The 26,902-nt window shown below is 70.8% G+C and carries 23 protein-coding genes and 1 pseudogene; 17 read left to right on the top strand and 7 right to left on the bottom strand.

The window, feature by feature from the left end:
- Positions 1-3: 3 nt before the first annotated feature.
- From IE258_RS21000 to IE258_RS20985, 4 genes and pseudogenes are all read left to right on the top strand, one after another.
- Complete coding sequence (locus IE258_RS21000; protein ID WP_189745689.1) at positions 4-645, top strand: dTDP-4-dehydrorhamnose 3,5-epimerase family protein; 642 nt, start codon at positions 4-6, stop codon at positions 643-645.
- Positions 645-1,493: pseudogene (locus IE258_RS20995) on the top strand (SDR family oxidoreductase); the annotation flags it as partial. The gene IE258_RS21000 and the pseudogene IE258_RS20995, both read left to right, overlap by 1 nt.
- Before the next feature lie 318 nt (positions 1,494-1,811).
- Complete coding sequence (locus tag IE258_RS20990; protein ID WP_189745687.1) at positions 1,812-2,933, top strand: epoxide hydrolase family protein; 1,122 nt, start codon at positions 1,812-1,814, stop codon at positions 2,931-2,933.
- A gap of 27 nt (positions 2,934-2,960) precedes the next feature.
- Positions 2,961-4,190, top strand: coding sequence for a cytochrome P450 (locus tag IE258_RS20985; RefSeq protein WP_189745685.1), 1,230 nt, complete (start codon positions 2,961-2,963; stop codon positions 4,188-4,190).
- Positions 4,191-4,257: 67 nt separating this feature from the next.
- On the opposite strand, the gene IE258_RS20980 is transcribed toward IE258_RS20985, so the two are convergent.
- The gene (locus IE258_RS20980; protein ID WP_189745682.1) at positions 4,258-5,742 is read right to left on the bottom strand and encodes an alpha/beta fold hydrolase; all 1,485 of its coding nucleotides are present in this window, start codon (positions 5,740-5,742) and stop codon (positions 4,258-4,260) included.
- A 369-nt stretch (positions 5,743-6,111) separates the two neighbouring features.
- On the opposite strand from IE258_RS20980, the gene IE258_RS20975 reads away from it, so the two are divergent.
- Positions 6,112-6,435: a 2Fe-2S iron-sulfur cluster-binding protein gene (locus tag IE258_RS20975; RefSeq protein WP_161378564.1), complete on the top strand. Its 324-nt coding sequence runs from the start codon at positions 6,112-6,114 to the stop codon at positions 6,433-6,435.
- The gene (locus tag IE258_RS42070; RefSeq protein WP_373309850.1) at positions 6,432-6,737 is read left to right on the top strand and encodes an oxidoreductase C-terminal domain-containing protein; all 306 of its coding nucleotides are present in this window, start codon (positions 6,432-6,434) and stop codon (positions 6,735-6,737) included. The genes IE258_RS20975 and IE258_RS42070 overlap by 4 nt, the downstream gene beginning before the upstream one ends.
- Before the next feature lie 47 nt (positions 6,738-6,784).
- Here IE258_RS42070 and IE258_RS20965 read toward each other — a convergent pair whose 3' ends face one another.
- The gene (locus tag IE258_RS20965; RefSeq protein WP_189745678.1) at positions 6,785-7,888 is read right to left on the bottom strand and encodes a winged helix DNA-binding domain-containing protein; all 1,104 of its coding nucleotides are present in this window, start codon (positions 7,886-7,888) and stop codon (positions 6,785-6,787) included.
- A gap of 166 nt (positions 7,889-8,054) precedes the next feature.
- Here IE258_RS20965 and IE258_RS20960 point away from each other — a divergent pair, with 166 nt between their 5' ends.
- Together IE258_RS20960 and IE258_RS20955 are read left to right on the top strand one after the other, a co-directional pair.
- The gene (locus IE258_RS20960; protein ID WP_189745675.1) at positions 8,055-9,281 is read left to right on the top strand and encodes a cytochrome P450 family protein; all 1,227 of its coding nucleotides are present in this window, start codon (positions 8,055-8,057) and stop codon (positions 9,279-9,281) included.
- A gap of 80 nt (positions 9,282-9,361) precedes the next feature.
- Complete coding sequence (locus tag IE258_RS20955; protein ID WP_189745672.1) at positions 9,362-9,670, top strand: hypothetical protein; 309 nt, start codon at positions 9,362-9,364, stop codon at positions 9,668-9,670.
- Positions 9,671-9,734: 64 nt separating this feature from the next.
- On the opposite strand, the gene IE258_RS20950 is transcribed toward IE258_RS20955, so the two are convergent.
- From IE258_RS20950 to IE258_RS20940, 3 genes are all read right to left on the bottom strand, one after another.
- Positions 9,735-10,772 (bottom strand): MDR family NADP-dependent oxidoreductase, encoded by a 1,038-nt coding sequence (locus IE258_RS20950; RefSeq protein ID WP_189745670.1) that lies wholly within the window; start codon positions 10,770-10,772, stop codon positions 9,735-9,737.
- A 41-nt stretch (positions 10,773-10,813) separates the two neighbouring features.
- The gene (locus IE258_RS20945) at positions 10,814-12,103 is read right to left on the bottom strand and encodes an MFS transporter (protein WP_189745668.1); all 1,290 of its coding nucleotides are present in this window, start codon (positions 12,101-12,103) and stop codon (positions 10,814-10,816) included.
- Between the two features lie 208 nt (positions 12,104-12,311).
- Positions 12,312-13,094 (bottom strand): SDR family NAD(P)-dependent oxidoreductase, encoded by a 783-nt coding sequence (locus IE258_RS20940; protein ID WP_189745666.1) that lies wholly within the window; start codon positions 13,092-13,094, stop codon positions 12,312-12,314.
- 211 nt (positions 13,095-13,305) lie between these two features.
- On the opposite strand from IE258_RS20940, the gene IE258_RS20935 reads away from it, so the two are divergent.
- The 5 genes from IE258_RS20935 to IE258_RS20915 all read left to right on the top strand — a co-directional run bounded on the left by IE258_RS20935 (position 13,306) and on the right by IE258_RS20915 (position 20,191).
- The gene (locus tag IE258_RS20935) at positions 13,306-14,541 is read left to right on the top strand and encodes a CaiB/BaiF CoA transferase family protein (protein WP_189745664.1); all 1,236 of its coding nucleotides are present in this window, start codon (positions 13,306-13,308) and stop codon (positions 14,539-14,541) included.
- Positions 14,542-14,625: 84 nt separating this feature from the next.
- Positions 14,626-16,257, top strand: a complete 1,632-nt coding sequence (gene cimA, locus IE258_RS20930) for a citramalate synthase (protein ID WP_189745662.1) — start codon at positions 14,626-14,628, stop codon at positions 16,255-16,257.
- Between the two features lie 21 nt (positions 16,258-16,278).
- A complete protein-coding gene (locus tag IE258_RS20925; RefSeq protein ID WP_373309847.1) occupies positions 16,279-17,319 on the top strand; it encodes a ketoacyl-ACP synthase III family protein in 1,041 nt (346 codons plus the stop codon).
- A 76-nt stretch (positions 17,320-17,395) separates the two neighbouring features.
- Positions 17,396-18,355 carry an aromatase/cyclase gene (locus IE258_RS20920; protein WP_229892295.1) on the top strand — a complete coding sequence of 320 codons (960 nt, stop codon included), beginning with the start codon at positions 17,396-17,398 and terminating at the stop codon, positions 18,353-18,355.
- A gap of 138 nt (positions 18,356-18,493) precedes the next feature.
- Positions 18,494-20,191, top strand: a complete 1,698-nt coding sequence (locus IE258_RS20915; protein ID WP_189745660.1) for an AMP-binding protein — start codon at positions 18,494-18,496, stop codon at positions 20,189-20,191.
- A 45-nt stretch (positions 20,192-20,236) separates the two neighbouring features.
- Here the strand turns inward: IE258_RS20915 and IE258_RS20910 are convergent, their stop codons facing one another.
- Positions 20,237-20,848, bottom strand: a complete 612-nt coding sequence (locus tag IE258_RS20910; RefSeq protein ID WP_189745658.1) for a response regulator transcription factor — start codon at positions 20,846-20,848, stop codon at positions 20,237-20,239.
- A gap of 14 nt (positions 20,849-20,862) precedes the next feature.
- The gene (locus tag IE258_RS20905; RefSeq protein WP_189745656.1) at positions 20,863-21,987 is read right to left on the bottom strand and encodes a sensor histidine kinase; all 1,125 of its coding nucleotides are present in this window, start codon (positions 21,985-21,987) and stop codon (positions 20,863-20,865) included.
- Between the two features lie 578 nt (positions 21,988-22,565).
- On the opposite strand from IE258_RS20905, the gene IE258_RS20900 reads away from it, so the two are divergent.
- The 4 genes from IE258_RS20900 (at position 22,566) to IE258_RS20885 (ending at position 26,878) form a co-directional block, all read left to right on the top strand.
- Complete coding sequence (locus tag IE258_RS20900; RefSeq protein ID WP_189745654.1) at positions 22,566-23,444, top strand: AfsR/SARP family transcriptional regulator; 879 nt, start codon at positions 22,566-22,568, stop codon at positions 23,442-23,444.
- A 649-nt stretch (positions 23,445-24,093) separates the two neighbouring features.
- Positions 24,094-25,356 (top strand): beta-ketoacyl-[acyl-carrier-protein] synthase family protein, encoded by a 1,263-nt coding sequence (locus IE258_RS20895; protein ID WP_308434196.1) that lies wholly within the window; start codon positions 24,094-24,096, stop codon positions 25,354-25,356.
- Positions 25,353-26,573, top strand: a complete 1,221-nt coding sequence (locus tag IE258_RS20890) for a ketosynthase chain-length factor (RefSeq protein WP_189745652.1) — start codon at positions 25,353-25,355, stop codon at positions 26,571-26,573. Before IE258_RS20895 ends, IE258_RS20890 begins: the two co-directional genes overlap by 4 nt.
- A 35-nt stretch (positions 26,574-26,608) precedes the next feature.
- Entirely contained in the window at positions 26,609-26,878 is a 270-nt protein-coding gene (locus tag IE258_RS20885) for an acyl carrier protein (RefSeq protein ID WP_161378583.1), read from the top strand.
- Positions 26,879-26,902 lie beyond the last annotated feature (24 nt).

Below are 26,902 nucleotides of genomic sequence, written 5' to 3'. Positions count from 1 at the left end.
GGAATGCGTACCCGCGCACTCGCCGTGGCCGGTGCCTTCGAGTTCACGCCGCAGACGCACACCGACGAGCGCGGACTGTTCGTGTCCCCTCTTCAGGAGTCGGCGTTCGTAGCCGCGGTCGGCCATGACTTCTCGCTCGCCCAGACCAATCACAGCAGTTCGACCAAGGGGGCCCTGCGCGGCATTCACTTCACAACCACGCCGCCGGGGCAGGCCAAGTACGTCTACTGCGCGCGGGGACGGGCGATGGACGTCGTGGTGGACGTCCGGGTGGGTTCACCAACCTTCGGCCGGTGGGACGTGGTCCACATGGACGCCCGCACTTTCCGGGCCACGTACTTCCCCATCGGGGTCGGTCACGCCTTCCTCGCCCTCGACGACGACACCGTGATGTCCTACCTGGTCAGTACCGCGTACCGAGCCGAACTCGAGCAGGCCATCGACCCGTTCGACCCCACGCTCGGCGTGCCCTGGCCCAGCGGTATGGAGTTTGTCGTCTCCGGGCGGGACCGGGACGCGCTCTGCCTGGCACAGGCCGAGGCCGCGGGCGGGCTTCCGCTGTACAGCGACTGTCTGGCCCTCGAGGAGGGCCGTGCGGCGGCCGGCGTGGCGGAGGCCGGCCGCCGCACGGGCGGCCCGGAGTGATGTCGGCCCCGGTGGCGGGGGCCGTCGCGGTCCTCGGCGGCACCGGCTGCATGGGCCGCCACATCTGCGCCGCGTTCGCAGGGCGAGGCGCCCGTGTCGTGGCGGTCTCCCGACGCCGCACCCCTGTCGTGGACGCGTACCGGTTTTTGCCGATGGACGTCGTCCAGTGCACGGCCGAGGAGCTGGCCGCGGTGCTCACCGCCGAGAGGGTCGACACGGTCGTCAACGCCACGCTCGGCTGGGGTCGGACCGAGGAGGAGATGGGCTACACCAACGTGCGTCTGGTGGAGCGGCTGCTGGGTGCCGCGCGGAGCATGGCACATCCCCCGCGCCTGGTTCATCTGGGCACCATTCACGAGTACGGCCCGGTGTCGCACGGCACACTGATCGACGAGGGCCTGCCACCGCGGCCGCAGACGCTGTATGCCCGGGCGAAGCTCACCGCCTCGCGCATGGTGCTCGATGCCGTCCGAGCCGGCCTCCTGGACGGCATCGTGCTCCGGGTGACCAACACGATCGGCCCGTACCCGGCCCCCGAGAGCTTCTTCGGCGCCCTCGCCGCCAGGCTCCGGGACGTCGCGGCCGGTGAGGGCGTGGAGCTGACCGTAGCCGACGCCCGACGGGACTACGTCGATGTCAGAGACGCCGCCGACGCCGTCGTCCGGGCGGCCCGCAGCCCGCTCGCCGATCCGCTGGTGAACCTCGGCAGAGGAGAGGCACTGCACATACGTGAACTGGTCGACGCGCTGGTCAGGGCGACGGGGCTGCCGCCGGAGAGCATCCGCGAGCGTCCCGGCGACGTGGCCGGCCGTAGCGCCGGAGCCGACTGGATCCGCGTCGACAACTCCCGCGCCGGGCGGCTCCTCGGTTGGCGGCCCCGCTACGACGTCGACGCGTCCATGCGGGACCTGTGGGACACCGTACGTCCGGCGCCGCCCATGTCCAGCAGGGCGTCCTCGGGCAGCCCGAACTCGGCGACGACCGTCCTCTGCGAGGTGGACCCCGCTCGCCGGCGCCGGTCCCCCGGCGGGGACGGCCGCCGTCGGCGGTGACGTGCCGGTGTCGGCTCGGGCCGCCGCTGCACGCGGACTCGAGCTGCGTTCGATACCGCCGCGCGACCTTGTTGCCGACCGCCCGCCATCCGGAGGATCCGGAAAGGAGCACGTATGAATGCGCGCGTCACCCCTTACCGGGTGCACATCCCTGACGCACAGATCGCTGATCTGCGGCACCGGCTGGCCGGCACCCGCTGGCCGGAGGCCGAGACGGTCGGCGACTGGTCCCAGGGAATGCCCCTGCAATACGCGAAGGAGCTGGCCGCGTACTGGGCACATCGGTACGACTGGCGGGCCACCGAGGCCCGGTTGAACGCCGTTGCGCAGTTCCGCACCGGCATCGACGGGCTGCAGATCCACTTCCTGCACGCCCGCTCGCCCCATCCAGGGGCCCTGCCCCTGCTGGTCAGCCACGGCTGGCCCGGATCGGTGACGGATTTCCTGGACATCATCGGCCCGCTCACCGATCCGCCCGACCCCGCGGATGCCTTCCACGTCGTCTGCCCGTCGCTGCCCGGATACGGCTTCAGTGACAAACCGGCGGGCTCCGGCTGGCCGGTGGAACGGGTCGCGGCCGCCTGGACGGCGCTGATGGGACGACTCGGCTACGAACGGTACGGGGCGCACGGCGTCGATTGGGGTTCCTTCGTCACCGCGGCGATGGCCGAGGCCGACCAGAGCGACCTGGCCGGCATCCATCTGACGATGCCGTTCGCCCGGCCGCCCGACGAGCAGGTCGCGATGGACGAAACCGACCTGGCCGGGCTGGCCGCGATGAAGGAGTTCCAGCAGCAGGAGGGCGGCTATTCGGCCGTCCAGAGCACACGGCCGCAGACACTCGGCTACGCCCTGACCGACTCGCCGGCCGGGCAGCTGGCCTGGATGGCCGAGAAGTACTGGGCATGGAGCGACCACGACGGGGATCTGGACAAGGTCATTGCCAGGGACCGGCTGTTGGACGCCGTATCGGTCGGCTGGTTCCGCGCGACGGCGGCGTCCTCGGCCCGCATCTACTGGGAGAGCCAGAACAAGCTGGCCCTCGCCCCCGTCCGCGTACCGACCGCGGTCTCCAACTTCCCGAAGGACGGCCGGATGCCGCGGCCGTGGATCGAGCACAGGTTCAAGGATCTGAGGCGGTGGACGGACCATCCCGTCGGCGGCCACTTCCCGGCACTCGAACAACCGGACGCCCTCGTAGGGGAATTGCGCGCCTTCTTCCGCACCCTGCGGTGATGACAAGCCATCAGGAGGAAACCCGTCGTGACCTCGACTTCGACCGAACCCGAGACCGGCCAGGTGCCGGCGGACAAGGACTTCCCGTACCAGCGCACGTGCCCGTTCACCCCCCCGCCCGAGTACGCCGAGATGATCGAAGAGGACGTCTCCCAGGTGCTGCTGCGGGGCTCGGGCCTGCGGATATGGACCGTCACCGGATATGACACCATCCGAGAACTGCTCACGGATCCGCGGGTCAGCGCCTCCCGCAAGCACGCGAACTTCCCCTTCTACTTCATCGCCCCGCCGGAGTACCGCACCGAGACGTCCTTCATCGGCTACGACGGTGAGGAGCACCTGCGCACCCGCCGCAAGGCCGCGCTGACCTTCACCCACCGACAGGTGCAGCGGCTGCGCCCGCGCATCGAGGAGATCGTCGACACACACCTGGACAAGATGCTCTCCCTCTCGCCGCCGGTGGACATGCACCGGGTGTTCTCGCTGGCCGTCCCGATGACCGTCATCTGCGAACTGCTCGGCATTCCGCAGGATCGGCACGACTTCTTCATCAAACACGGCACAGCACTGCTGGGCGGGCACAGCACCACCGACGAGCGCCAGGCGGCGATCGTGGAGGTCAACGCCTACATCAGCGAACTGATCCGGACCAAGCGCCGGGAACCCGGGGACGACCTGCTCAGCCGCGCCATGGCGGACTACAAGGCGTCCGGCGAGCAGTACACGGACCGGGACCTGTTCAACATGGTCCGCCTGCTCATGAACGGCGGGCACGAGACCACCGCGAGTCAGATCTCGCTCGGCACCGCCTGCCTGCTGGAGCACCCCGACCAGCTGGAGCTGCTCCGCGACGATCCCTCGCTGGTGAAACCCGCCGTCGAGGAACTCATCAGGTTCGCCACCATCGGGGACACCGCGGTACCCCGGGTCGCCCTGGAGGACATCGAGATCGGCGGCAAGCTGATCCGTGCGGGGGACGGCATCCTCTGCCTGGGGCTGGCCGCCAACCGTGATCCGGAGGTCTTCCCGGACCCCGACCGCCTCGACATCACCCGGGGCAGCCGCAAGCACCTCGGCTTCGGCCACGGGGTGCACCACTGCATCGGCGCGGACCTGGCGCGCCTGGAGTTGGAGATCGTGTGGAGCAAGCTGTTCCACCGGATCCCGACGCTGCGGCTGGCCCAGCCCTTCGACCGCGTCCCGCGCAAGGAGGGCGCTGTGATCTACAGCGTGTGGGAGCTGCCGGTCGCCTGGTGACTTCTCCCGTTGCGCGGACGGCTGCGACCCGAAGCAGGTCTCGGGTCGCAGCCGTCCGCGCAACGGTTCAGTCGGTGTCGGCGGGGATGTCCGGGCGCAGCGACACACCCCGGCAGACGGTGTGCTCCGCGGGCAGCCGGCCATCCACCAGATAGCGGTGCACGACGGCGTCGACATGCGCATTGCCGCCGAGTACGTAGATCTCGTGCTCGCCGGAGTCCTCGACCGTCAGCAGCCTGTGGCCCAGCAGTTCGGCCATCGCCACGCCACCGGCGTAGTGGTCCATCGGGTCCCCGTCGGCCTGGACGACCAGGCCCGTCGGAAAGCCGCCCGGGCGCAGGCGCGTGGGCGGCTCAGCCGGCTGGAACGTTCGGAACGCCCCGACCCAGGGCTGGGCGCGCAGCACTCCGTAGCCGTAGGGGAAGCGTTTTCGGAAGTCACGCATGTCGTTGTAGTAGACCTCCAGGTCGTCGGGCCACTCGTGTTCGAGGGTGACGGCCTCCAACACGGCGACGCGCCGGGTGCCCTCGCCGTCCGCAGCCCGCCAGACGGCCTGCTCGGACAGGAGTTCCGCACATGCCTCGGGGCCCGCCCCGCCGGGTGCCGCCGCGGCCAGCAGCGCGCCGACGGCCTCGGCGAGTTCCGCCCAGCGCCCGCGGTCGGCGCAGCGGGTCCCCACCGCCCCGTCGAAGAGCGTGCGCAGTCGAACGCCACCGGGTTGGCTCTCCAGCAGGCCGGCCACGCGCTCCACGGCCGAGAGCACCTGTGCGCACCCGCGGCCGAGGCCGAAGGCGGTGTGGCGCTGTCCGGTCCACCGGGCCCACTGGTTCACGTTGCGGTGCACGGCGTCGCCCTGCCACAGGAACTGTTCGCGCCAGGTCCATCGGGGCCCGACACAGGAGTCGAGCACGCTGCGGTCCAGGTGTGCCGGGAACATGCTCGCGTAAACGGCTCCGACATAGGCGCCATAGGCGTAGCCGACGAAACTGAGGTGGCTCTCGCCCAGCACCTGGCGCATCACGTCCATGTCCCGTGCGGTGTTCCGGGTGCTGATGTGGGGGCGCAGGGCGCCCCCGCCCCGGCTGCAGGCCAGTTCCCGCTGCCGCATGTCCTCCGCGAGTTGACGGAACGCCGAGTCGGGGGGCCGCGAGTCGAACGGCGCGGTCGGGGTGGTGACCTCGGCGTAGAGCCCCGTCGACGCACCGGTGCCCCGTGGATCGAAGCCGATCAGGTCGTAGACCTGGTGCAGTGCGGTCCCGGCGAACTTCTCCGGCAGGAACCTGCCGAGGCCCCCGTCGCCGCCCGGTCCTCCGTTGACGGCCAGGAGGATGCCGCGGCGCCGTGCGGGGTCGGCGGCGCGCAGCCGGCTGATGGCGAGCGTGATGCGCTCCCCGGACGGCTCCGCGTAGTCGCGGGGCACCTCGATGGTCGCGTACTCGGTGCCGGGAAAGCCTTCCCGACCGCTGGAGGGCTCTGCCGTCCAGCGCGGTCGCTGGGTGTGGAACTCCCGCGGAAGGTGAGCCGCGTCGGTGCCGGGCCAGATGGTTGCCACCTCATGCCTCCGTTCGGATCAGGGTGTCCAGAGTTGCGGATGCGCCTCGAAGCCCCCTGGAACGGCGTCGGACCGTGGCCGACCGGGCCCCGCTGCGCGGCAGCGGCCGAAACGCCCGCCCGCGCGGGAACAGCCGAGTACCGCCGGGAAGCCGGGCCCGGCGCAGCCCGCCGTTTCGAGGAGGGCTGCTCCGCAGGCGGACGCCAGGATCCCCGGGGGCCGCCGCTGTGCCGTGCGCCCCGCCGGGCGGGGGGCGAGGGTGGCCAGGTCGGGCCCGGCGGCTTCGAGGTCTTCTCGACCGCCCTCCCAGTGGGAGCCGTCACAGTGACCCACTGCACCGGTCGCGCGGCCTGCCACGAGGAGGGCATCATGGCCAAGATCACATACAAGCATCCCGACGGCACGGAGACCGTGCTGGAGGTGACGGCTCCCAACACGGTCATGCGGGGCGCGAAGCTGAACAACGTCGAGGGCATCGTGGCCCAGTGCGGAGGCTCGGCCCAGTGCGGTACGTGCCACGTGTACATCGACGAGGGCAACACGCTGCCGCTTCCCGAGATGCACGAGGCGGAGGACGACGTGCTGTACGGCACGGCAGCCGAGCGCCGGCCCACCAGCCGGCTCAGCTGCCAGCTGCCGGTCTCGGAAGCCATCGACGGGTTGATCGTGCACCTTCCGACGACCCAGGTGTGACGGGTGCCGGACCGGTCGCCGTGAAAGCGGGCCGTGCCGGGGAGCAGTGCGGTGCCGGGGTGCGACCGGGCGGCCTCGCCCGGTTGCACGAGGGTGCGGTCGTCTCCGGCTCACCGGCGCGGGAACGGTTCTCGGTTCTGTGCTCCCGCGACGCACGCACGGTGGGGGCCGGGTCGGTGAACCGGCCGGCCGACCGCATGATCACGCGCCGGCCGCCGGCCGAGGGCGGGTTCGGACCGGCTTCGGACGGTGCCGCACTTCCCGGCTTCGGCATCCGGCGGCAGCGGGCTCGACCCGTGTGAGGAGGGGGAAGGGGCCGGGACGGCCTCAGGCCGTCCCGGCCCTCCCGTCACACGCCGCGCTCCGGGCCGGGTTCGAGGCGGACGTCCCGCCGGTCGGCGTCCGGGAGCACGAACTGCGCCAGGCGCCACGCCTCCTCCGACACGGCCGCCGTGTCGGTCCTCGACAGGGTGCGGAACGGGGAGAGAAGCAGCCGGCCGTCCCTGACCGACCATGTGCCGCTCACGAAGCCGTCGACGAGGAAGGTGGGCAATACCCTCGCCTGCCCGGGAGCAACCAGCTTGCGGTACTCGTCGGCGATCACCCGGCTGCGGTTCGCGTGGCCGAGGAGGAGGTTGTCGAACGCGGGCAGGAAGCGCACCGGCGCCGGCCGGTCCGGGTCGCCGGGCTCTTGGGCCTCCGGCACGTCGAACAGCTCCCTGCCGCCCTCGTCGCGGTGGACCCGCAGGCGCGGCCGGAGTTCATCCACCACCTCGCGCAGGCCGCTCAGCCCCGACCACGCCTGCATGTCCTTCACATCGGCCGGGCCGAACGCGGCCAGGTACCTGGTGATCATCGTCTGGATCCGCGGCGTCGTCTGCAGCGGCTGCCCGATCCAGTCCTCCGCAAGTGCACACGGCACCGATCCCCGCTTCCCCCACAGCCCACTCGGCGGGGGGTGGACCATCGGCACGAGGAAATGCACGGACACGGCCAGGGCGTTGGCCTTGCGGTCCGGGAAGTGCTCGGCGAGCGCGCTGCCCAGTTCCCGTCGGGTCAGGGCCCGGCCCCTCAGCAACCGCCTTCCAACCGAGGCGAGTTCGGCCAGGTCGATCCCTTCGATCTCGCGCCGCAGCCCCATCAGCGGAGCGCGGTCCATGCGGGGCTGGAGCAGCGGACGCAGCCAGCGGAAGTCCTCCGCGAGCGCCAGGTGCTGGGTGGTGCGCAAGTGGGCGCCGCGCACGATCCGGCGCTCGTGCAGCTGCGACGACAACGCGTCGTGCGTGAAGCCGGCGATCCGCGTCCACAGGCCCACGTACGGTGCGTCGGGCTCCTGCCCCTGCATCGCAACCAGGCGCTCGACCACCCTGGGCACGGGCCAGGCCACCCGGTCGAGCAGCAACTGGCGCTCCAGCAGGGACCGGTTGAGCGCGCGTTCGGAGAGTAACGGCATGCCACCCATTATCACCGGGGCCCGCCGCCCGCATGCCCTGCCCGCCGTCCATCCCCGCGCTTCATGTGCTGGGGCACGAGCGAAGGTCGAGGGCCGCGGCCTACGTTTTGGGACCCGGGCGCCTGCCGCCTGAGTGGCCATCACCTCCCGACTCCCTGGAGCCGTCATGACCGAGGCCCTGGTCGCCGATCTCACCGGATCGGACCCGAGTTTCACCGCCGACCCCTATCCGCTCTTCGCCGCCCTGCGCGAGCGGGGTCCGGTTCACCGGGCCCGCGTCCTGGACGGACGTGACTGCTGGCTGATCACCGACTACGAGCTGGCACGGGCCGCCTTCACCGATCCGCGGCTGAGCAACGACATACGCCATCTCAAGGCGTGGGAGAACCTGGGCCGCAACGTCGTGGGCAAGACCCTGATGCAGGTCGATCCACCGGACCACACCCGTCTGCGCAGGTTCATCGCACGCGAGTTCACGCTGCGCCGTGTACAGGCCATGCGCCCACGTGTCGAGCGGATCGCCCACGAACTGCTGGACACCATGCTGTCGTCCCGCGAGGCGGATCTGGTCGAGTCCTATGCGCTGCCGCTTCCCCTGTCCGTCATCTGCGAACTGCTGGGCGTCCCTGAGGGTGACCGCGCGGACTTCCACCTGTGGTCGAGTGATCTGTCGGCGCCGCCCACCCTCGAACGGGGAATCGCCGCGCAGGAGGCGATGACCGCCTACCTGTCCGCTCTGGTGGACAGCAAGCGCAAGGCGGGCGGCGAGGATCTGCTCGGCGCGATGGCACGTGCCGTGCACGACGACGGCGACCGGCTGTCCTCGGAGGAACTCCTCGGCATGGCGTTCCTGCTGCTGGTCGGCGGGCACGAGTCCACGGCGAACGTCATTTCCAGCGGAACGCTCGCCCTGTTGCGCAATCCCGGCCAGCTCGCCGCGCTGCGGGCCGACTGGTCCTTGCTGGAGACGGCTGTCGAGGAGGTCCTGCGGTTCGACGGACCGGTGGAGGTGTCCGCGTACCGCTACACCACCGAGCCGGTGCTCATCGGTGACACCGAGATCCCCGCGGGCGAGGTGGTCCTGATCGGCATGGCTGCCGCCGGGCGGGATGCGCGGCGGTTCGCGGAGGCGGACAGGTTCGATCTGGGCAGGGAGCTGCGCGAGATCCGCGCGCACCTCGCTTTCGGGCACGGTGTCCATCACTGCGTCGGTGCGCCGCTGGCCCGGATGGAGAGCGGTATCGCCCTGCGCGCGCTGCTGGAGCGGTGCCCGCAACTGGCGCTCGCGGTGCCGTACGAGGACCTCACGTGGAAGCCCCCCACGTTCCAGTTGCGGGGGCTGCAACGCCTGCCGGTCCGGTTCGGTTTCGCCGGGCCGGCCGGTCGCGGGTAGCCGTGCCGGTGTCCGCGGCAATGGGGGGAGAGCAGCCACAGGACGGCCCGGCGAGTCCGGTCGGCACCTGGACGGCTCGGGTGAGCCGGCCCGGCGGCGACTCGATCGGCTCGTTCCGTTTCACGGCCCGGGGGCACGCGCTGCTCACCGCCGGCGGAGTCGGTGCCGGGCGCTGGTCCTCGCTCGGGCCGGGGAGCTTCCTGTTCCGTATCACGGAGCCGATCGTCGACGACCGTGGAGCCTGTGCGGGCTGGGTGGACGTCGAGCAGCACGCGAGTCAGCAGGACCGGTCCTTCACCAGCCGGGGGACGTCCCGGGTCTACGACGCCGACGGCCGACTGGCCCGGACCGTACCGGTGGAGATCCACGCGACGCGCGACGAGTCCTGACGGCGGGCGGGGTGGTGGTGGCGGGCGCCGGACGGTGCCCGCCACCACCACCCCGCCTTCGCCGTCAGCCGGACGTGATCCGTACGGCGACGTTGCCCCGGTATCGCCCGTTCAGCAGCCCCAGCATCCCCTCGGGGGCTCGAGCGAGGCCGCCCTCGAGCGTGGTGTGCGGGAAGACGAGACGACCCTCGCCGTGCCACTGCGCGAAGTGTTCGTACCAGGCACTGACCTGCTCGGGCGTGTGATAGCAGGCGAACGGCCTGATCTCCAGATGCCGGGTGATGGCCCGCATGAGGTCGAGCCTCGGGTGAGCGGCCCGGCCGCCGCCTATCTGGCCCGCCAGCGCCCCGCACAGGGCGAAACGCGCGTGCGGGGCCGCCGTCTGGACCGCTGCCTCGAACTGCTCGCCGCCGACGTTGTCGAAGAACACGTTGATCCCGTTGGGGGCGAGTTCTCGCAGCCGTTCGACGACGGGTCCGTCGTGGTAGTCGAAGGCGGCGTCGTAGCCGAGTTCGTCGACCAGGTAGTCGATCTTCTCCTTGCTGCCGGTACTGCCGATCACCCGAGCGGCTCCCCGGCACCTGGCGATCTGCCCCGCGAGGGACCCGACGCCGCCCGCGGCGCCGGAGACGAAGACGACGTCCCCCTCGCCCGCCCGGGCGATGTCGGCCATCCCGTAGTAGGCGGTGGGGCCCTGGCTGAGGAAGTACGCGGGGCTCGGGAAGAGGCCTGCCGGGAGCTTGGCGTACGTCTCGGCGGGACCTGCCGAGTACTCCGACCAGCCGCTCATGGAGTGCACCAGGTCGCCGACGGCCAGTTTGTCGCTGGCGGACCGCACCACGGTGCCCACCGCACCGCCGCCGAGGCGTTCGCCCGCCAGGAAGGGCGGGACCGGCAGCTGGCAGCCGGGGCGCATGAGGTCCGTGTAAGCGGCCGCCAGGGACAGGTAGTCGGTGCGCACGAGCACCTCCCCCACGTTCGGCTGCGGGACCGGCGTCTGCACGATGCCGAAGTGCTCGAGCGTCAGCTCCCCCTCCAGCTGTTCGGTGAGCCGGACCTCGCGGGCCGTCCTCGGTATCTCCGAAGCGTTGTGCGTACTCATCGTTTTCCTTCCGTGGTGGTCTGCGGGAGAGCGCCGTCGGCTCAGACGGCGGTGGATGTACCGTCCGCCACCGCGCCTGTCCGTGACTGCTTCGAGGGAGAGCGCCCGGGGAACCGGGGCAGCGCGAACGTGAGCAGGAAGGCCGTCACCAGCAGGCAGGCCAACCATCGCAGGGTGTGGGAGAAGGCCACGGGGGCCGGACGGCCGGCATCCAGCAGCCCGAGGAAGGCCACCGGAACCATGCCCATCCCCAGCGCCGCCCCCAGCTGGTAAGTGGTGTTGCCGAGCCCTGCCGCCAGGCGCAGCTGCTTTGGGGGCACCTCGGCGAGCAACACCGTCGACAGCGGTGCCACCGCCAGTCCCATGCCGCCGCCGAGCAGGACCAGCGTCGGCAGGATCTGCCAGGGCTGGATGTCGGTGCCGTAGTGCTGCGTCTGCCAGCTGTACACCAGGACCCCGGTCAACTGGGTGAGTGCTCCGGCCTGAAGCACTGTGCGCCCGTACCTCGGGAACAGCACGTCTCGCGAGAGTCCGGCGAAGATGGCCACTGCCACACCGAAGAGCAGCATGCACCAGGCGGCTCGCAGCGGGGTCCAGCCGAGCCCGGCCTGCATGTGGAAGCACCAGGCGAGGAAGTAGATGCCGCCCAGGGCGCCGTAGAGGAGTTCGACGCCGACACCGACGGCGTAGGTCCGGATGGTGAAGAGAGACGTCACCACCAGTGGGCCCCCGCGTCGGCGGCTCCCGGCCCGCTCGTGGCGGACGTGGCCAGTGGTCGGACGGTCCCGGCCTTCGGTGATGCACCGGCGTCCGAGTACCAGACCCGCCATCCCGATCGGCACGTTGACCAGGAACACCGAACGCCAGCCGAGGCCGAACAGGTCGCTGTGAAGGAGAGCGGCGCCGACCAGCGGGCCGGCCACCGAACCCAGCCCGATCACCGCGCCGAACAGGGCCACCGCCCTGCCCCGACCGTCGGCGGGTGACACGGCGTCAATGATGAACGGCACCTGCGGAACCATGAGTGCCGCCGCCGTACCCTGCGCCACCCGCGCGGCCACCAGCGTTTCGGGGCTCGGTGCCAGCCCGCCGAGGGCGGAGGCGATGGTGAAGGCTCCAAGGCCGACGAGGAACACCCGCCGCCGGCCGTGAACGCCTCCCAGCCGGGTGCCGGGCACGAGGACGACGGCAAACGCGAGGGCGTAACCACCGGTGATCCAGGGGAGCAGGCCGTAGCGCACGCCGATGTCGGTCCGGATGCTGGGAAGGGCGACGTTGACCATCGTGAGGTCGACCAGGTCCATGAGGCTCGCCGCCATGACCACTGCCATGGCCGACCTGTGTGTCCCGGCAGCCGTCGGTTTCGGAACGGCCGCTTCGACCGCTGCGGAACGGGACGTGAACCTCATCGGCTTTCCCCCTGCTCACCATGGTGCGGAAACCTCGTGAGCCACGCTAGGAGCCATTTAGGCCGGGCAATGTCCGCGATGGGGAGGCGCGCCCGGCCGAACTGCGCACTGGGCTCGGCGCGTTCGCGCCTCAGCGGTCCTGGCCGGTCTGCTCCGCGCCCGTGTCCATACCGCCGTCGACCGTGATGACCTGACCGGTCACCAACGACGCCGCCGGGTCGGCGAGCCGTGTGATCCACGGGGTGATGTCGTCGACGTCCGCCACCCTGCCCAGCGGAATGCCGGCGGTGACCGCGTCGAACAACGCGGCCACCTGCCGCGGTGTCATGCCGTTGGCCTCGTACGCCTCGGTGCGCACGAAGCCGGGGGCCACCGCGTTGACCCGGATTCCGTGGGTGGCGAGCTCCGCCGCCCAGCTGCGGGTCAGGCTGTGCACCCCCGCCTTGCTCGCCGCGTACACCGAGCTTCCCGGCCCGGGGTTGTGACCGGCTCGGCTGGAGACCAGGACGATGCTGCCGCGCTGCGGGGCCAGGTACGGCAGCAGGTGTCCGGTGACGAGCAGTGGACCCAGGAGGTTGGTGTCCAGCACTTCCCTGACCGTGTCCGGTCCGAGCCCGGCGAGCGGTGTGAAGCGGAAGACACCGGCGTTGTGCACCAGGACGTCCAGCACGCCGCCGCGGCCCCGTACTTCGTCGGCCAGGGCCTGTGCTCCCGCTTCGCTGGTCACGTCGGCGACCACGGGTACCACGGCCGGGTGTTCGGCCGCCACCTGGTCCAGACGCTCCTTGCGGCGGCCACTGACGATCACGGTGGTGGCGCCCTGCGCGGCGAAGGCCAGTGCGGTTGCACGGCCCAGGCCCGTGCCACCGCCGGTGACGACGACGGTACGGCCCTCGAAGGTTCGGCCCGGCATGGTTTGCTCCTCGAAGCGGTCGTTGAGAGCGGACCGGCGACTCACTCCTGGGCCGTCGGCCAAAGGCGGACGGCCAGCGTGGGCGACGGCGGTTGTGCCCCTCTAGACCTCGAGTGGACTGCTCGCACGGGGCCTTGTCGCATTCGAGCCGCTCTTGACCGGTGTGACAGAGGCTGAACAGTGACGGTGTCACCGACCGACGGAGCCTGTGATGTCAGCATTCGGTGGTTGCTCACCCGCGAAATCGGCGGAGGGCTCCGGGACGAAACCGCTGTCCGGGCTGCGCGTGCTCGAGCTGGCCGGTATCGGCCCGGCGCCCTTCGCCTGCATGCTGCTGGCGGATCTGGGGGCCGAGACGATCCGGGTCGAACGGGCCGACGGCGTCCGTCCCTTCGCCGAGTGGCACCGGGTGCTGGACCGCGGGCGCCGCTCGGTGGCGCTCGATCTGAAACATCCCGACGCGGTGCGCGTCGTGCTGCGACTGGTGCAGCAGTGCGACGTCCTCGTCGAGGGGTTCCGCCCGGGAGTGGCCGAACGTCTCGGTGTCGGACCGCGCCAGTGCCACGAACGCAATGCTTCCCTGGTGTACGCCCGGATGACCGGGTGGGGGCAGCAGGGGCCCCTGGCGCAGGCTCCGGGGCACGACATCAATTACATCGCGCTGACCGGCGTCCTGGACGCCATCGGCCCGTTTGGCGGACCGCCCGTTCCGCCGCTCAACCTGCTGGGCGACTTCGCAGGGGGCGGCATGCTGCTCTTCGGCGGCATCCTCGCGGCCGTGCTGGAGCAGCGGCGGACAGGCAGGGGCCGGGTGGTGGACGCGGCGATCGTGGACGGCACGGCACTGCTGATGAGCATGCTGCTGGACATGTCGGGCAGCGGACAGTGGCCGTCCGGCAGGGGCGGCAACCTGCTCGACGGCGGGGCACCGTTCTACTGCGTGTACGCCTGTCGCGACGGGAGGTACGTCGCCGTGGGAGCCCTGGAGGACCGGTTCTTCTCGGCCCTCGTACGGGGTCTGGAACTGGACCCGGACCGCTTGCCGGACCGGTGGGAGCCCGACAACTGGGAGGTGCTGCGGTCGGCGTTCGCGGAGCGCTTCGCCCGGCGTACCCGCGACGAGTGGGCGGCCGCCTTCGCAGGCACCGATGCGTGTGTGACCCCGGTGCTGAACCCTGAGGAGGCGGCCAGCCATCCGCATCTGCGCGCCCGTGGCACGTTTCTGCGCGACGGTGGCTCCCTGCACCCCGCTCCCGCGCCGCGGTACGACGGTGCCGAGCCGCTCCGGCCCGGGCCGGCCCCGGTCGTCGGCCGGCACACGCGCGAGGTCCTGGCCGAGTCCGGGTGTTCGGGACGGGAGATCGAACGGCTGCTGTCGTCCGGTGCCGCCCGCGCCGGCTGCGAACCCCCGAACGGCGGGGGCCGGGCGGCGCCCAGCCGCTCTTGAGCGCGACGCGAGCACCCGGCCGCACGCTTCCCGGCACGGCCGGCACGACGACCCGGTACCCAACCACCAGCGGAGGACGGGCAGATGGGAACGCAGGACTTCCAGTTCTACGACACGACCCTGCGGGACGGTACGCAGCAGGAGGGTCTCGTGCTGTCGGTGGACGACAAGCTCGCCGTGGCGCGTTGCCTGGACAGGCTGGGTGTGGGGTTCGTCGAAGGCGGCTGGCCGGGAGCCGTACCCAAGGACACGGAGTTCTTCCGCCGCGCGGCCACCGAGTTGTCCCTGGCCAACGCCGTGCTGGTGGCGTTCGGTGCCACCCGCAGACCCGGGACGTCGGCCTCCGCCGATCCGCAGGTGCGGGCGCTGCTGACAGCGGGAACCGAGGTGGTGACCCTGGTGGCCAAGAGCCATCCCCGGCATGTGGAACTGGCCCTGCGCACCACGCTGGCCGAGAACCTCGCGGCGATCGGCAGCACCGTGCGGCACCTGGTCCACGCCGGCCGCAGGGTCTTCCTCGACGCGGAGCACTTCTTCGACGGCCACCGGGCCAACCGCGACTACGCCCTGGAAGTGGTGCGCACCGCCGCGGAGGCCGGGGCCGAGACCGTCGTGCTGTGCGACACCAATGGCGGTTCGCTGCCGGACGAGGTGGGCGAGGTGGTGGCAGACACACTCCGGAGCACGGGTGTGCCGCTCGGCATCCACTGCCACGACGACTGCGGGTGCGCGGTCGCCAACACGATGGCGGCGGTGGCTTCCGGGGCCCGCCATGTCCAGGGCACGGTGCACGGCTATGGCGAGCGGTGCGGCAACGCCAATCTCCTCACACTCGCCGCGAACCTGATCCTCAAGTGCGGCGTACCGGCGCTGCCGCCCGGCCGGCTGGACGACCTGGCCGCCGTGGGCCGCGCCGTCGCCGAGATCACGGGACGCTCCCCGGCCGCCGGTGCCCCGTACGTGGGAAGGTCGGCCTTCACGCACAAGGGCGGCCTGCACGCCTCCGCGCTGCGGGTGGACAGCGACCTGTACCAGCACATCGACCCCGCTGACGTCGGCAACGCCATGCGCACCCTGGTGTCGGACATGGGCGGCCGGTCGTCGGTGCTGCTCAAGGCCCGGGAACTGGGCTACGACGTCGCCACCGCACCGGAGGCGGTCGCGCGCCTGGCCACGAAGGTGAAGGAGCTGGAGCACCGCGGCCACAGCTTCGAATCCGCGGACGCGTCCTTCGAGTTGCTGCTGCGCGAGGAGCTGTCCGCGAACCACGGCGTGCCGTCCGTCGACGTCCTGCTGCGGCGCGTCGAGACGCGGGCCGACTGCGGCAACCTGCCGCGGTCCAGCGCCTCGGTCCGGCTGCGGGTGAACGGCGTGCAGGCCGAGGGCGACGGCTCGGGCGACAGCCCGGTCGACGCCCTCGACCGGGCCGTGCACCAGGCCCTCGACCCGTGGTTCCCACGGCTGCAGCGGCTGCGGCTTGCGGAGTACCAGGTGCGGCTTCCGGCGGGCGGGTCCGGCGGCCGGGCGACGGCCCGGGTGCTGGCCTCCTTCACGGACGGCCGCGCCCGGCTGAACACCGTGGGGGTGGACGGTGACACCGATGCCGCCTTCTTTCACGCACTGCTGGACGCCGTGCGGTACGTGCTGACGCCGGTCGGCCGCCCGGGCGGTGGGGTGCGGGCCTCCCGCCAGGAGTCGGCCGCCGCGGCGGACTGACGCAACGAACCCCAGGACGGGATGACCATGCGTGTGGAAGGCATCTACATACGGGCCACCGGCGTCCGGCTCCCGGCCCGGCTGCGGGTGAGCGACGCGGTCGCCGCGGGTGAGTGTCCGCCCCGGACCGCCGAGACCACGGGCGTCGTCTCGGTGGCGCACTCGCCCGGCGAGTCGGCGGCGGAGATGGCGGTCGCGGCCGCCCGCAGCGCCCTCGACCGCGCCGAGGCACAGGCGGACGACATCGGCCTGATCCTCCACGCCGACACCTACCACCAGGGCCAGGATCTGTGGCCGGTGGCGTCCTACATCCAGCGTGAGACGCTCCGCAACACCTGCCCCGCTCTGGAGATCCGGCAGATGTCCAACGGCGGACTGACCGCGCTCGATCTGGCCGCCGCGTATCTGAAGGCCGCAACCGGCCGCGGTGAGGCGCTGCTGACCACCGCCGACCGGTTCTGTACACCCGGCATCGACCGTTGGCGCACCGACCCCGGCACACCGTATGCCGACGGAGGTACCGCCCTTGTGCTCTCGGCGCGCGGCGGGTTCGCGGCGGTGTCCTCCCTCGCCCTGTTCGCCGACTCCGAACTCGAGCCCCTGCACCGCGGCGACACTCCCTTCTCACCGGCGCCGTTCACCCACGGCATGCCCGTCGACTTCGACGCGGCCAAGCGCTCCTTCGTCGAGCGCATGGGTATCTCGTACGCCGTCGCCCGCAGCAGCGCGGGACAGTACAGCGTCGTCAAGGAGGCTCTGGCGGACGCCGGTATGGAACTCGCCGACGCCGCGTGGGTGATCCTTCCGCACTTCGGCCGCCGTCGGCTCCGGTCCATCTACTACCAGCCGTTCGGTATCGATCCGGCGCGCACCACGTGGGACTGGAGCCGGACCGTCGGCCATCTGGGCGCCGGCGACCAGTTCGCGAGCCTGGACCACCTCGTCATGTCCGGTCTGGCGGTACCCGGTGACCGCTGTGTCCTGATGTCGGTGGGCGCGGGCTACAGCTGGGGCTGCGCGGTCATCGACATCCTCGATCGTCCGGCCTGGGCCGCCGGCTGACCTCCACTGCGGCGCGCCCGCTCGATCCCGCCCCTGCAAGACGCCGCTGCGGCGGCCCTGCCGAGAGGAATGTCCTGTGGTGCAAAGCAGCGCGGCAACGACCCATGTCGCCGAGCACAGCGTCAATGTCGCGGCGCCTGCCGCGGATGTCTACGATCTTGTCGCCGACGCCCAGCGCTGGCCCGACGTCTTCGGTCCGACGGTCCACACCGAGGTGCTGGAGGAGACCGAGCAGCACCAGGTGCTGCGGATCTGGGCGTTCGCGAACGGCCGGGTGCGGGACTGGACCTCCCGCAGGTCCCTCGACCCGTCGGCCCGCACGGTGACGTTTCGTCAGGTGGTGTCCGCCCCGCCAGTGGCGTCGATGGGCGGCGTGTGGCGGATCGGGGAAACGGCGGAGGGCTGCCGGGTGACACTGCTGCACGACTACCGGGCCATCGGCGACGACCCCGAGGCGCTGCGTCTGATCAAGACGGCCCTGGACACCAACAGCGCCGCGGAATTGGGCGCGTTGAAGACCACGGCGGAACGGCTCGCGCAGTTCGCGCAGTTGAGGTTCGGCTTCAGCACCCACCGGGACATCGACGGCAGTCCGCGGGAGGTGTTCGACTTCCTGGCCCGGGCCGAGTCGTGGCCGAGCCGTCTTCCGCACGTCGCCCGGCTCGATCTGCGCGAGGAGGAGCCGGGCGTGCAGCACATGACCATGGACACCTACGGTCCGGACGGTTCCGTGCACACGACGTCCTCGGTCCGGCTCTGCTTTCCCGAACGGGGGCTGATCGTGTACAAGCAGACGGCGCCGCCGCCGGTGATGACGGGCCACACGGGGCGGTGGCTCGTGGAATCCGTCCTGGACGACTCGGGCGCACCCGTGGTGCGTGCCACCTCCTGGCACACGGTCGTGCTCGACCCGGATGGCGTGCGCCGGGTGCTGGGACCCAGTACGAGACTGGCCGAGGCCCGTGCCATGGTCCGTCGGTCCCTCGACGCCAACAGCTCCGCGACCCTGCTCAGGGCCAAGCAGTTCGTGGAGTGATCCTCGGCCGCACGATCACCGCAGGAGACCAGCAGGCGCGTGAGGAGCCCGAAAGCCGCTTCCTTGGGGCCCGGTTGCCTTCCAGGGGGAACGTTGAGAAACGACCGTCCGTATGTCGAGACGATCCGTGAGTGGGCCGTGACGGCTCCTGGCCGCCAGGCGCTGGTGTCCGTGGGCGGGAGCGGTGCGAACGCGCCGGTCGAGCGTGTGACCTACGGCGAGCTCGACCGCGGTGCCGCCACGCTGGCCGGCTGGCTGCGGGAGCGCGGCCCGGTCGGTCAGCGCGTGCTGGTGCTGCAGTCCTGCCCCCGGCTCTTCGCGGTGAGCGTGCTGGCCTGCCTGTACGCGGGCGCCGTCGCGGTGCCCGTCGCCGTGCCGGGCGCGAGCCGGTATCAGGCGGACCGCATGCTCGGTGTCGCCAGGGACACGTCGGCCGGTGTCGTCCTCACGGACATCGCGACGGCTCCGGATGTCTCCGTGCTGCTGGCCCGGCACGGCTACGACCGGATCAGCTGCCTGGCGGTGGAGTCGGTGCCCGACGGCGGGGGGCTGTACACGCCGGTGTCGGACGCCGAGCAGCCGGCGCTGGTGCAGTACACGTCCGGTTCCGCGCGAGAACCCCGTGGTGTGGTCATGACCCACGGGAACCTGTTGGCCGCCCAGCACCCTGCCGTCCGGGTGCTGGGCACCCGGACGGGCGACCGGGTCGGCGGCTGGCTGCCGATCCATCACGGCATGGGCCTGTTCGGACAGCTTCTGCACCCGCTCTGGCTCGCCGGCACCTGCGTCCTTGTGAGTCCGGGCCTGTTCGACCGCCGGCCGGCGGCCTGGCTGGAAGCCGTCTCGGCCCACCGGCTGCGAGTGAGCGCAGCTCCCGGCTGGGCCTACGACCTGTGTGTGCGCCGGGTCGGTGACCGGGAACTGGCCGGGCTGGACCTGTCGGGCTGGGAGAGTGCCGTGAGCGTGCCGGGTCCGGTTCGGCCCGAGGTCCAGCGGGCCTTTGCCGATCGGTTCGCTCCCGCGGGTTTTCGGCCGGACGCGTTCAGGACCTGCTACGGACCGGCCGAGGTGCCCGTGCTGGTGTCCGGTTTCGGACCGGGTGCCGGGGCGGCGGCCCACCGCGCCGTGGACGTGGCGGCGCTGGAACGCCGCGAGCTGCGGGATCCGGTCCCCGGCCGTCCGGCCCGCACCCTTGCGGACTGCGGCCCGCCGGTCGGTGTGGAACTGCGCATCGTCGATCCGGTGAGCCGGGAGGTGGTGCCGGACGGACGGTGCGGGGAGATCTGGCTTCGGGGGCCGGCCGTCGCGCACGGCTACTGGAACCGCCCCCGGGAGACGAGCGAGACCTTCGAGGCCCGGACCGCCGACGGTGCGCACGGTTTCCTGCGCACCGGGGACCTCGGCGCGCTGTCCGGCGGGCGTCTGTACGTGACGGGGCGGCTCGAGGACGCCGTCGTGCTGGCCGGCCGCCGGCTGTCCGCCGGTGATCTGGAGCGTTCCGTACGCCAGGTCAGCGATCTGATCGGGGCGGGCGCGGCCTTCGGCGTCGGTGCCGAGCGGGAGCATGTCGTGGTGGTCCTGGAGCTGCGCGGACGCAATCACTACGACGTGGATCTCCCCGCTCTCGTCGGCGCGGTGCGCGCACACCTGGCCTCGGAATTCCAGCTCACCCCGGGCGCAGTGGTTCTCGTGCGCTCCGGGACGATACGCCGCACGGCCGTCGGCACGGTGCGGCGCGGCGAGTTGCGCCGGCTCATGCTGGGTGGCGAACTCAAGGCGATCCACCAGCAGATGGGGCGCGAGGTCCGCGAACTCATCGGCGCCGGGGACGCCTGAACCGTCCGCGGACGCGGTCTTCGCCCGCTGCCCGGGCGCGGGTTCTCAGGGGATCCACCCCGCCTGTTCGGCGATACGGATGGCGTCGACCCGGTTGCGGGCGTTGAGTTTGGTCACGATGGAGGTCAGGTAATTGCGGACGGTCCCCTTGGAGAGGTAGAGGCGTCCGGCTATCTCCTCGGCCTCCGCACCCTGCGCGGCCAGTCTGAGCACTTCCAACTCGCGCCTGGTCAGGGGCGTGTCCTGGACGTCCCATGCGGACAGCGCCAGTTCGGGGTCGATGGCACGCTGACCGGCCGCGACGGCACGAACGGCGTTGGCGAGCCGGTGCGGTTCGGAATCCTTGAGCAGGAAACCGGAGACCCTTGCCTCCAGGGCCCGGCGCAGGGTGCCCGGGCGGCTCAGCCCGGTGAGCATGATGGTACGGCAGCTGGGCAGTTCCCGATGGAGTTCCGTCGCCGCGCTCAGCCCGTCGATCCCGGGGAGGCTGATGTCGATGACGGCGACGTCCGGCTGGGTCCTGAGGGCGGTCGGCACGATTGTGTCCCCGCGCCCGACCGCGGCCACCACTTCCAGGTCCCATTCCATCTCCAGCAGGGCGACCAGGGCCCCCCGCAGCATGGAGACGTCTTCGGCGATGAGGACTCTGACGGACATCGTGGCCTCCGATCTCAACAAGCCGGTCGGACGGGCTCCAGGGTGACGCTTCGGGGGACCTCGCCCACCAGGTGGAACCAACCGTCATCCGTCACTTCCGCGTCGATGCGGCCTCCGACGACATCGAACCGGCTGGCCAGGTTGTGCAGACCGCTTCCGTCCGGACAGCGCTGTGCGGGTGCGCCCTCGACCACGCCGTCGTTGGCCACCAGGAGCCGGACCTTCCCCTGGTCGCCGACCGCCCGGATCATGACATGGTTGACGTGTGCGTGCCTGAGCGCGTTCGTCACGCCCTCGCGTACCGCGGTGGCCAAAACGGTGTCCACGGCGGGCGGCAGGTTCCCGCACCGGATGTCTACCAGTGCGACGACTCCAAGGGAGTTCAGCACCGACTCCACGGAGGACACCTCGCTCTCCAGGGACATGCCCCGGTAGCGCCGGGCCACCAGCCGCACGTCCGACAGGGCCTGGCGGGAGATGTCGAGAACTTCGTCGATCTCCTTGCGCGCCTGGTCCGGCCGGCTGGGCACCAGCCGGTAGATCAGTTCGCTCTTCAACGCGATGGAGGACAGGCTGTAGCCGAGCAGGTCGTGCAGGTCCATGGAGAAGCGGAGCCGCTCGCGCACGACAGCCCTACGGACCACTTCTGCTCGCGAGGCCCATGCCTCCGAGACGAGATGGGTGAGCCGGGCGAGGCCCAGGACGAGGAGCCCGCACAGGCCGACGGCCAGGGCGGACCCGATGGAGGGCAGCAGGGGCGCCCCCTGCACCGCGGCGCGCACGGGTGCGTCGGCGACGACCAATGCGAATGCGACCCAGGCCCGGATTCCCGTGAGCAATAACAGTGCGGAACCCGCAAGCGGCCCGGTCAAACCGTTCCAGTTCGCTCCACCGAGCGCGACGCAAGGATACGTCGCCGCCGCAATCAGAAGAAACAGGAAAGCCTTACGGACGGGATTCCAGTGCCGGCAGGGAAGGAAAGGGAGAATCGCTTGAAAGCCAAGCAGAGGTGTCGCGCACAGCACATAGGTGAAAATTTCACCTGCCTCGGCAGCACCCGCCACCATGTCGGCCAGAGCCAGCACACCGCTGCTCAGCACCACAGCGACAATCAATGACCGTGCGATCTTCAGAGCCACGCGTGCGCGATCCGGTCGCTTATCACGGCAGGGCTCACCGCCAAATAAGGCATCCACCTGTCCCCCGTACGCCTGAGATCAATTGCATTGTCAGTATTGCAACAGTCGCCAGCACATCGGGCTCATATTAAACAGGAAGCACTTCTGAAACAACCGCGCCTATGCATTTGATCACAGTCAGTTATTTACACCTGCTCAAAACAAGCCTCCTCGAACGCGGAGCCCGCTCCAGTAGTGCGGTCCGCCGCGGACCCGAGGGCTCGAAGGCGCTCCGGCCGACTTGGGGCAACAGGACGACGACGCCATCGTCGGCGTGGCTGAAACGTGGCTGGTTCCTGCGGTGCATGGCTACGGGACGGGACGACGCGCAACGGGCTGCGGTGCCGGCCGTGGTCTGCGGCGCAGGGCACCTCGTCACGTATGAATTCTCAATGTGAATCCGTGACGGCTGGTATGGCGGCTTTCACGAAATGCGTATGACATATTCACGATGTCGCTCGTGCGCGCCTCACTGTGCGTCGGATCAGCCGGAGTGCCAGGCTCCACCACTGTCGTAGCAGAGTGCGAGGGGAGCACAGATGGAAATCAAGGTGCTGGGTCCGCTGACTGCTGAGGAGCGCGGGATCTCCGTGGTGCCGAGCGCGGCCAAGCCCAGACAGATCCTCGCCGTGCTCGCCTTCCAGGCAGGACGGGTCGTCACGGTGTCCACGCTGATGGAGGAGATCTGGGGAGAGGCCGTGCCGCGCAGCGCCGCGACCACGCTGCAGACCTACATCCTCCAATTGCGCCGCAAGATCGCCGCGGCGCTCCCGGAGCACGCTGAACGGGGCGCCAAGGATGTTCTGGTGACCCGGCACGGCGGCTATCTGCTCGACATGCCTCCCGGGCAGGTCGACGCCCAGGAGTACGAGCAGTGTGCGTCCGCCGGGCGGGCCGCGTTCGACGCGCGCGACGACGCCGCAGCATCCGAACTGCTCAGTACGGCCCTCGGCATGTGGCGGGGCCCGGCTCTCGTCGACGTACGCGTCGGAAGGGTGCTGGAACTGGAGGTGCTCCGGATCGACCAGGACCGACTGGCCGTGCTCGAGCGCCGCATCGCCGCCGACCTGCGGCTGGCCCGGCACAGCGAACTCGTGCCGGAGCTGACCGTGTTGACGGCCCGGTATCCCATGCACGAGAACTTCTGCGCGCTGCTCATGCTGGCCGCCTACCGTTCCGGCAGCGCTTGGCGGGCCCTTCAGGCGTTTCAGCAGCTGCGGACCACTCTGATCGAGGAATTGGGCCTCGAGCCCTCCCCTCGGCTGCAACGGCTGCACCAGTCGGTACTGGCCGGCGACCCGGCACTGGACCTGGAGGCCGGCGACTCCGTCACGGCGGCTGCAGACGTGGCGCGTCGTGGGCGCAGGCCGGCCGGCGGGACGGTGGGGCGACTGCCGGCACGAGCACAGTCGCGCTGATCACCATCGCCGTCCGTCCCGCCATGACAGCCGGCATGGGCACGCCCCTAATCGGCCGGTCCCTGTGCCTCGGCCTGAGCGGGGACGGCGACGAGTAACGACGCCCGGGGCGCGGCGCTGTTCCGCTTCGTGGTGCAGCCGGTCAGGACCGCCGGAATCTGCGGGTCAGGGCCGATGGCCCCACCGAGTCAGGGCTTCGTCTCGCCCCAGCGGGGCGGTGCGTGGACTGCCGGCCGTTGTCCGGCCGGCGAGCGGGCCTGTCGGAACAAGGAGCCGCACCCGGCGCGGGGTGCTCACCCGCCCCGGCTGGGGCGCCGGCCGCCCACCGCGTGAACACCGCCGTCGGCCGTCCGACCGTCACCCGGCTCGCCGCGTGGTCCCGAAGAAGCGTGTCGCCGCACTCCATGTCGGCACGAGCGTTCGTCTAGGGAGCCACCGAACGATGAACCGGATCGACGACGGTGGCACGTCACGAGCGCACCACCGACCGATTCAGCGGGCGGGGCGCGAAGTCAGCGATCCTGCGGCGCCTCGCCCGCCGCTCCACCGGAACACCTCGACGAGAGAGGGCTTTCACAGTGACCGGCACAGCTCGGAGCGGCTCACGAATTCCCGGCCGCCGGATTTCCGCGGAAGCGAGGTGACGGCCTTGCGCAGAGTCGCCATCACCGGCCTGGGTGCGGTGGCCCCGGGAGGCATCGGAGTGAAGGAGTACTGGGAGCTCCTCACCGCCGGCCGATCCGCCACGCGCACCATCAGCTTCTTCGACCCCTCGCCCTTCCGCTCGCAGGTCGCGGCCGAGTGCGACTTCGATCCGGTGTCGGCAGGGTTGACGCCGCAGGAGATCCGCCGGCTGGACCGAGCCGCCCAGTTCGCCGTGGTGAGCACCCGCGAGGCACTCGCCGACAGCGGCTTGCTCGTCGACCGCCTCGACCCCGGCAGAATCGGCACGTCGATCGGCAGCGCGGTGGGGTGCACCACGAGCCTGGAGCGTGAATACGTGGTCGTCAGCGACGGCGGGCGCAAGTGGCACGTCGACCACGAGTACGCCGTTCCCGAGCTGTACCGGCACTTCGTACCCAACACGATGGCGGCTGAAGTCGCCTGGGTCGCGGAGGCCGAAGGTCCTGCCGCCGTGGTGTCGACGGGCTGCACTTCGGGGCTCGACGCGCTCGGTCACGCGGTGGAGCTGATCCGCGAGGGAAGTGCGGATGTGATGGTCGCCGGGGCCACCGAGGCTCCGATCTCCCCGATCACCTCCGCCTGCTTCGACGCCATCCACGCCACCACCCCGCACAACGACGAACCGGAACGGGCCTGCCGGCCCTTCGACCGGACCCGTGGCGGCCTGGTGCTGGGGGAAGGAGCGGCGATCATGGTGCTCGAGGAGTGGGAGAGTGCCCGAAAGCGCGGGGCACACATCTACGCCGAGATCGCCGGATTCGCCGCCCGGTGCAACGCGTACCACATGACGGGGCTCAAGCCGGACGGGCGCGAAATGGCCGAGGCCATCGACGCCGCCCTGCACGAGGCCCGCCTCTCACCGCAGTCCATCGGCTACATCAACGCCCACGGCTCCGGCACGAAGATGAACGACCGCCATGAAACGGGCGCGTTCAAGCGCAGTCTGGGTGCCCACGCCCACGACGTGCCGATCAGCTCGGTCAAATCGATGATCGGGCACTCGCTCGGGGCGATCGGCTCCCTGGAGATCGTCGCCTGCGCGCTGGCCATCGAGCACGGTGTGCTGCCGCCAACCGCCAACCTGCACACGCCCGATCCCGAACTCGACCTCGACTACATCCCGTTGACCGCACGCGAGCAGCAGGCAGACGTGGTGCTCAGTGTGGGCAGCGGTTTCGGCGGCTTCCAGAGCGCCATGCTGCTCACCCGCCCGGGAGCCCGGTCATGACCGCCGCCGTCGTGACCGGCCTCGGTGTCGCCGCGCCGAACGGCCTGGGCACACAGGCGTTCTGGAAGGCCACTTTGGCGGGACAGAGCGCTCTGGCGCCGCTGACCCGTTTCGATCCCGCCCCGTACCCGTCCGTGCTCGCCGGTGAGATCAAGACCTTCGTCGCCGAGGAGCACATATCCAGTCGGCTGATGCCGCAGACGGACCACATGACCCGGCTCGCGCTCGCGGCCGCCGACTGGGCCATCGACGACGCCGGCGCCGACCTGCGGCACCTGCCCGAATACGGCATGGGTGTGGTGACCGCCGCCTCCGGTGGTGCCGTCGAGTTCGGCCAGCGGGAACTGGAGAACCTGTGGAGCAGGGGCAAGGAGTACGTCAGCGCCTACCAGTCCTTCGCCTGGTTCTACGCGGTCAACACCGGCCAGATCTCCATCCGGCACAAGATGCGCGGCCCCAGCGGAGTCCTGCTCACCGAACAGGCGGGCGGCATCGACGCCATCGGTCACGCCCGGCGGCACATCCGCAAGGGCACACCCCTCGTGCTGTCCGGCGGTGTGGACTCGGCGCTGTGCCCCTGGGGCTGGGTGCCTCAACTCACCACCGCCCGGATGAGCACCGTGGCCGACCCGGACCGTGCCTACCTGCCCTTCTCCGCGGACGCCTCCGGGTACGTCGTCGGTGAGGGAGGTGCCGTCGTCGTCCTGGAGGATGCGGTCTCGGCCCGGGAGCGCGGTGCTCCACACATCTACGGCGAGGTCGCCGGCTACGCGGCGACCCTCGACCCGGCACCCGCCGCAGGCCGGCCGCCCGGCCTGCGGCGGGCGGCCGAGAACGCCATCGCCGACGCGGGCCTGACCCCGCAGGACATCGACGTGGTCTTCGCCGATGCGGCCGGCGTACCCGAACTGGACCAGGCCGAGGCGGCAGCCGTCACGGGGCTGTTCGGACGGCGCGCGGTGCCGGTGACCGCACCCAAGACCATGACCGGCCGGCTGCTCGCCGGAGGCGCGGCTCTCGATGTGGCCACGGCGTTGCTCGCACTGCGTGAGGGAGTGATTCCTCCGACGGTCAACGTGCGGACTCCCGCGCCCGCGTACGGACTCGATCTGGTCGTCGATCAGCCCCGTGACAGCAACCTGCGCTCGGCTCTGGTCCTGGCCCGCGGATTCGGGGGTTTCAACGCGGCCCTCGTACTGCGCCGTTGCGACCACTGACCTGATGGCCCCACACCCGACGAGAGGACCCTGGTATGTCCGCCAGCACGGTAACCCTGACCGACCTCACCCGGATGCTGCGTGAGAGCGCGGGCGAGGAAGAAGGCGTCGACCTGGACGGAGACGTCCTGGATGTCTCCTTCGACGAGCTCGGCTACGACTCCCTGGCCATGCTCCAGGTCATCGGCCAGGTTCAGCGCGAATACGGCATCCGGCTGCCGGACGAGACGGTCGCTGACGCGGACACCCCTCGTGCCCTGCTGGCATTGATCAACACCAGCGGGCAGGTGCCGCAGACCCGCTGAAGCACCGTCGACGGTCCCTGCGAC

It is taken from the genome of Streptomyces tendae, assembly GCF_014650435.1.
In the GTDB taxonomy this organism is placed as follows: domain Bacteria; phylum Actinomycetota; class Actinomycetes; order Streptomycetales; family Streptomycetaceae; genus Streptomyces; species Streptomyces tendae.
The sequence above is the reverse complement of the archived record's forward strand: the minus strand, read 5'-3'. Positions and strand labels throughout refer to the sequence as shown.

What these genes read in the sequence shown, in the direction of transcription:
- IE258_RS21000 (WP_189745689.1), top strand. Translation starts at nt 4, where the DNA reads ATGCGTACCCGCGCACTCGCCGTGGCCGGTGCCTTCGAGTTCACGCCG.
- IE258_RS20990 (WP_189745687.1), top strand. Translation starts at nt 1,812, where the DNA reads ATGAATGCGCGCGTCACCCCTTACCGGGTGCACATCCCTGACGCACAG.
- IE258_RS20975 (WP_161378564.1), top strand. Translation starts at nt 6,112, where the DNA reads ATGGCCAAGATCACATACAAGCATCCCGACGGCACGGAGACCGTGCTG.
- IE258_RS20965 (WP_189745678.1), bottom strand. Translation starts at nt 7,888, where the DNA reads ATGCCGTTACTCTCCGAACGCGCGCTCAACCGGTCCCTGCTGGAGCGC.
- IE258_RS20960 (WP_189745675.1), top strand. Translation starts at nt 8,055, where the DNA reads ATGACCGAGGCCCTGGTCGCCGATCTCACCGGATCGGACCCGAGTTTC.
- IE258_RS20950 (WP_189745670.1), bottom strand. Translation starts at nt 10,772, where the DNA reads ATGAGTACGCACAACGCTTCGGAGATACCGAGGACGGCCCGCGAGGTC.
- IE258_RS20945 (WP_189745668.1), bottom strand. Translation starts at nt 12,103, where the DNA reads ATGGCAGTGGTCATGGCGGCGAGCCTCATGGACCTGGTCGACCTCACG.
- IE258_RS20940 (WP_189745666.1), bottom strand. Translation starts at nt 13,094, where the DNA reads ATGCCGGGCCGAACCTTCGAGGGCCGTACCGTCGTCGTCACCGGCGGT.
- IE258_RS20935 (WP_189745664.1), top strand. Translation starts at nt 13,306, where the DNA reads ATGTCAGCATTCGGTGGTTGCTCACCCGCGAAATCGGCGGAGGGCTCC.
- cimA (WP_189745662.1), top strand. Translation starts at nt 14,626, where the DNA reads ATGGGAACGCAGGACTTCCAGTTCTACGACACGACCCTGCGGGACGGT.
- IE258_RS20925 (WP_373309847.1), top strand. Translation starts at nt 16,279, where the DNA reads ATGACCATGCGTGTGGAAGGCATCTACATACGGGCCACCGGCGTCCGG.
- IE258_RS20910 (WP_189745658.1), bottom strand. Translation starts at nt 20,848, where the DNA reads ATGTCCGTCAGAGTCCTCATCGCCGAAGACGTCTCCATGCTGCGGGGG.
- IE258_RS20900 (WP_189745654.1), top strand. Translation starts at nt 22,566, where the DNA reads ATGGAAATCAAGGTGCTGGGTCCGCTGACTGCTGAGGAGCGCGGGATC.
- IE258_RS20890 (WP_189745652.1), top strand. Translation starts at nt 25,353, where the DNA reads ATGACCGCCGCCGTCGTGACCGGCCTCGGTGTCGCCGCGCCGAACGGC.
- IE258_RS20885 (WP_161378583.1), top strand. Translation starts at nt 26,609, where the DNA reads ATGTCCGCCAGCACGGTAACCCTGACCGACCTCACCCGGATGCTGCGT.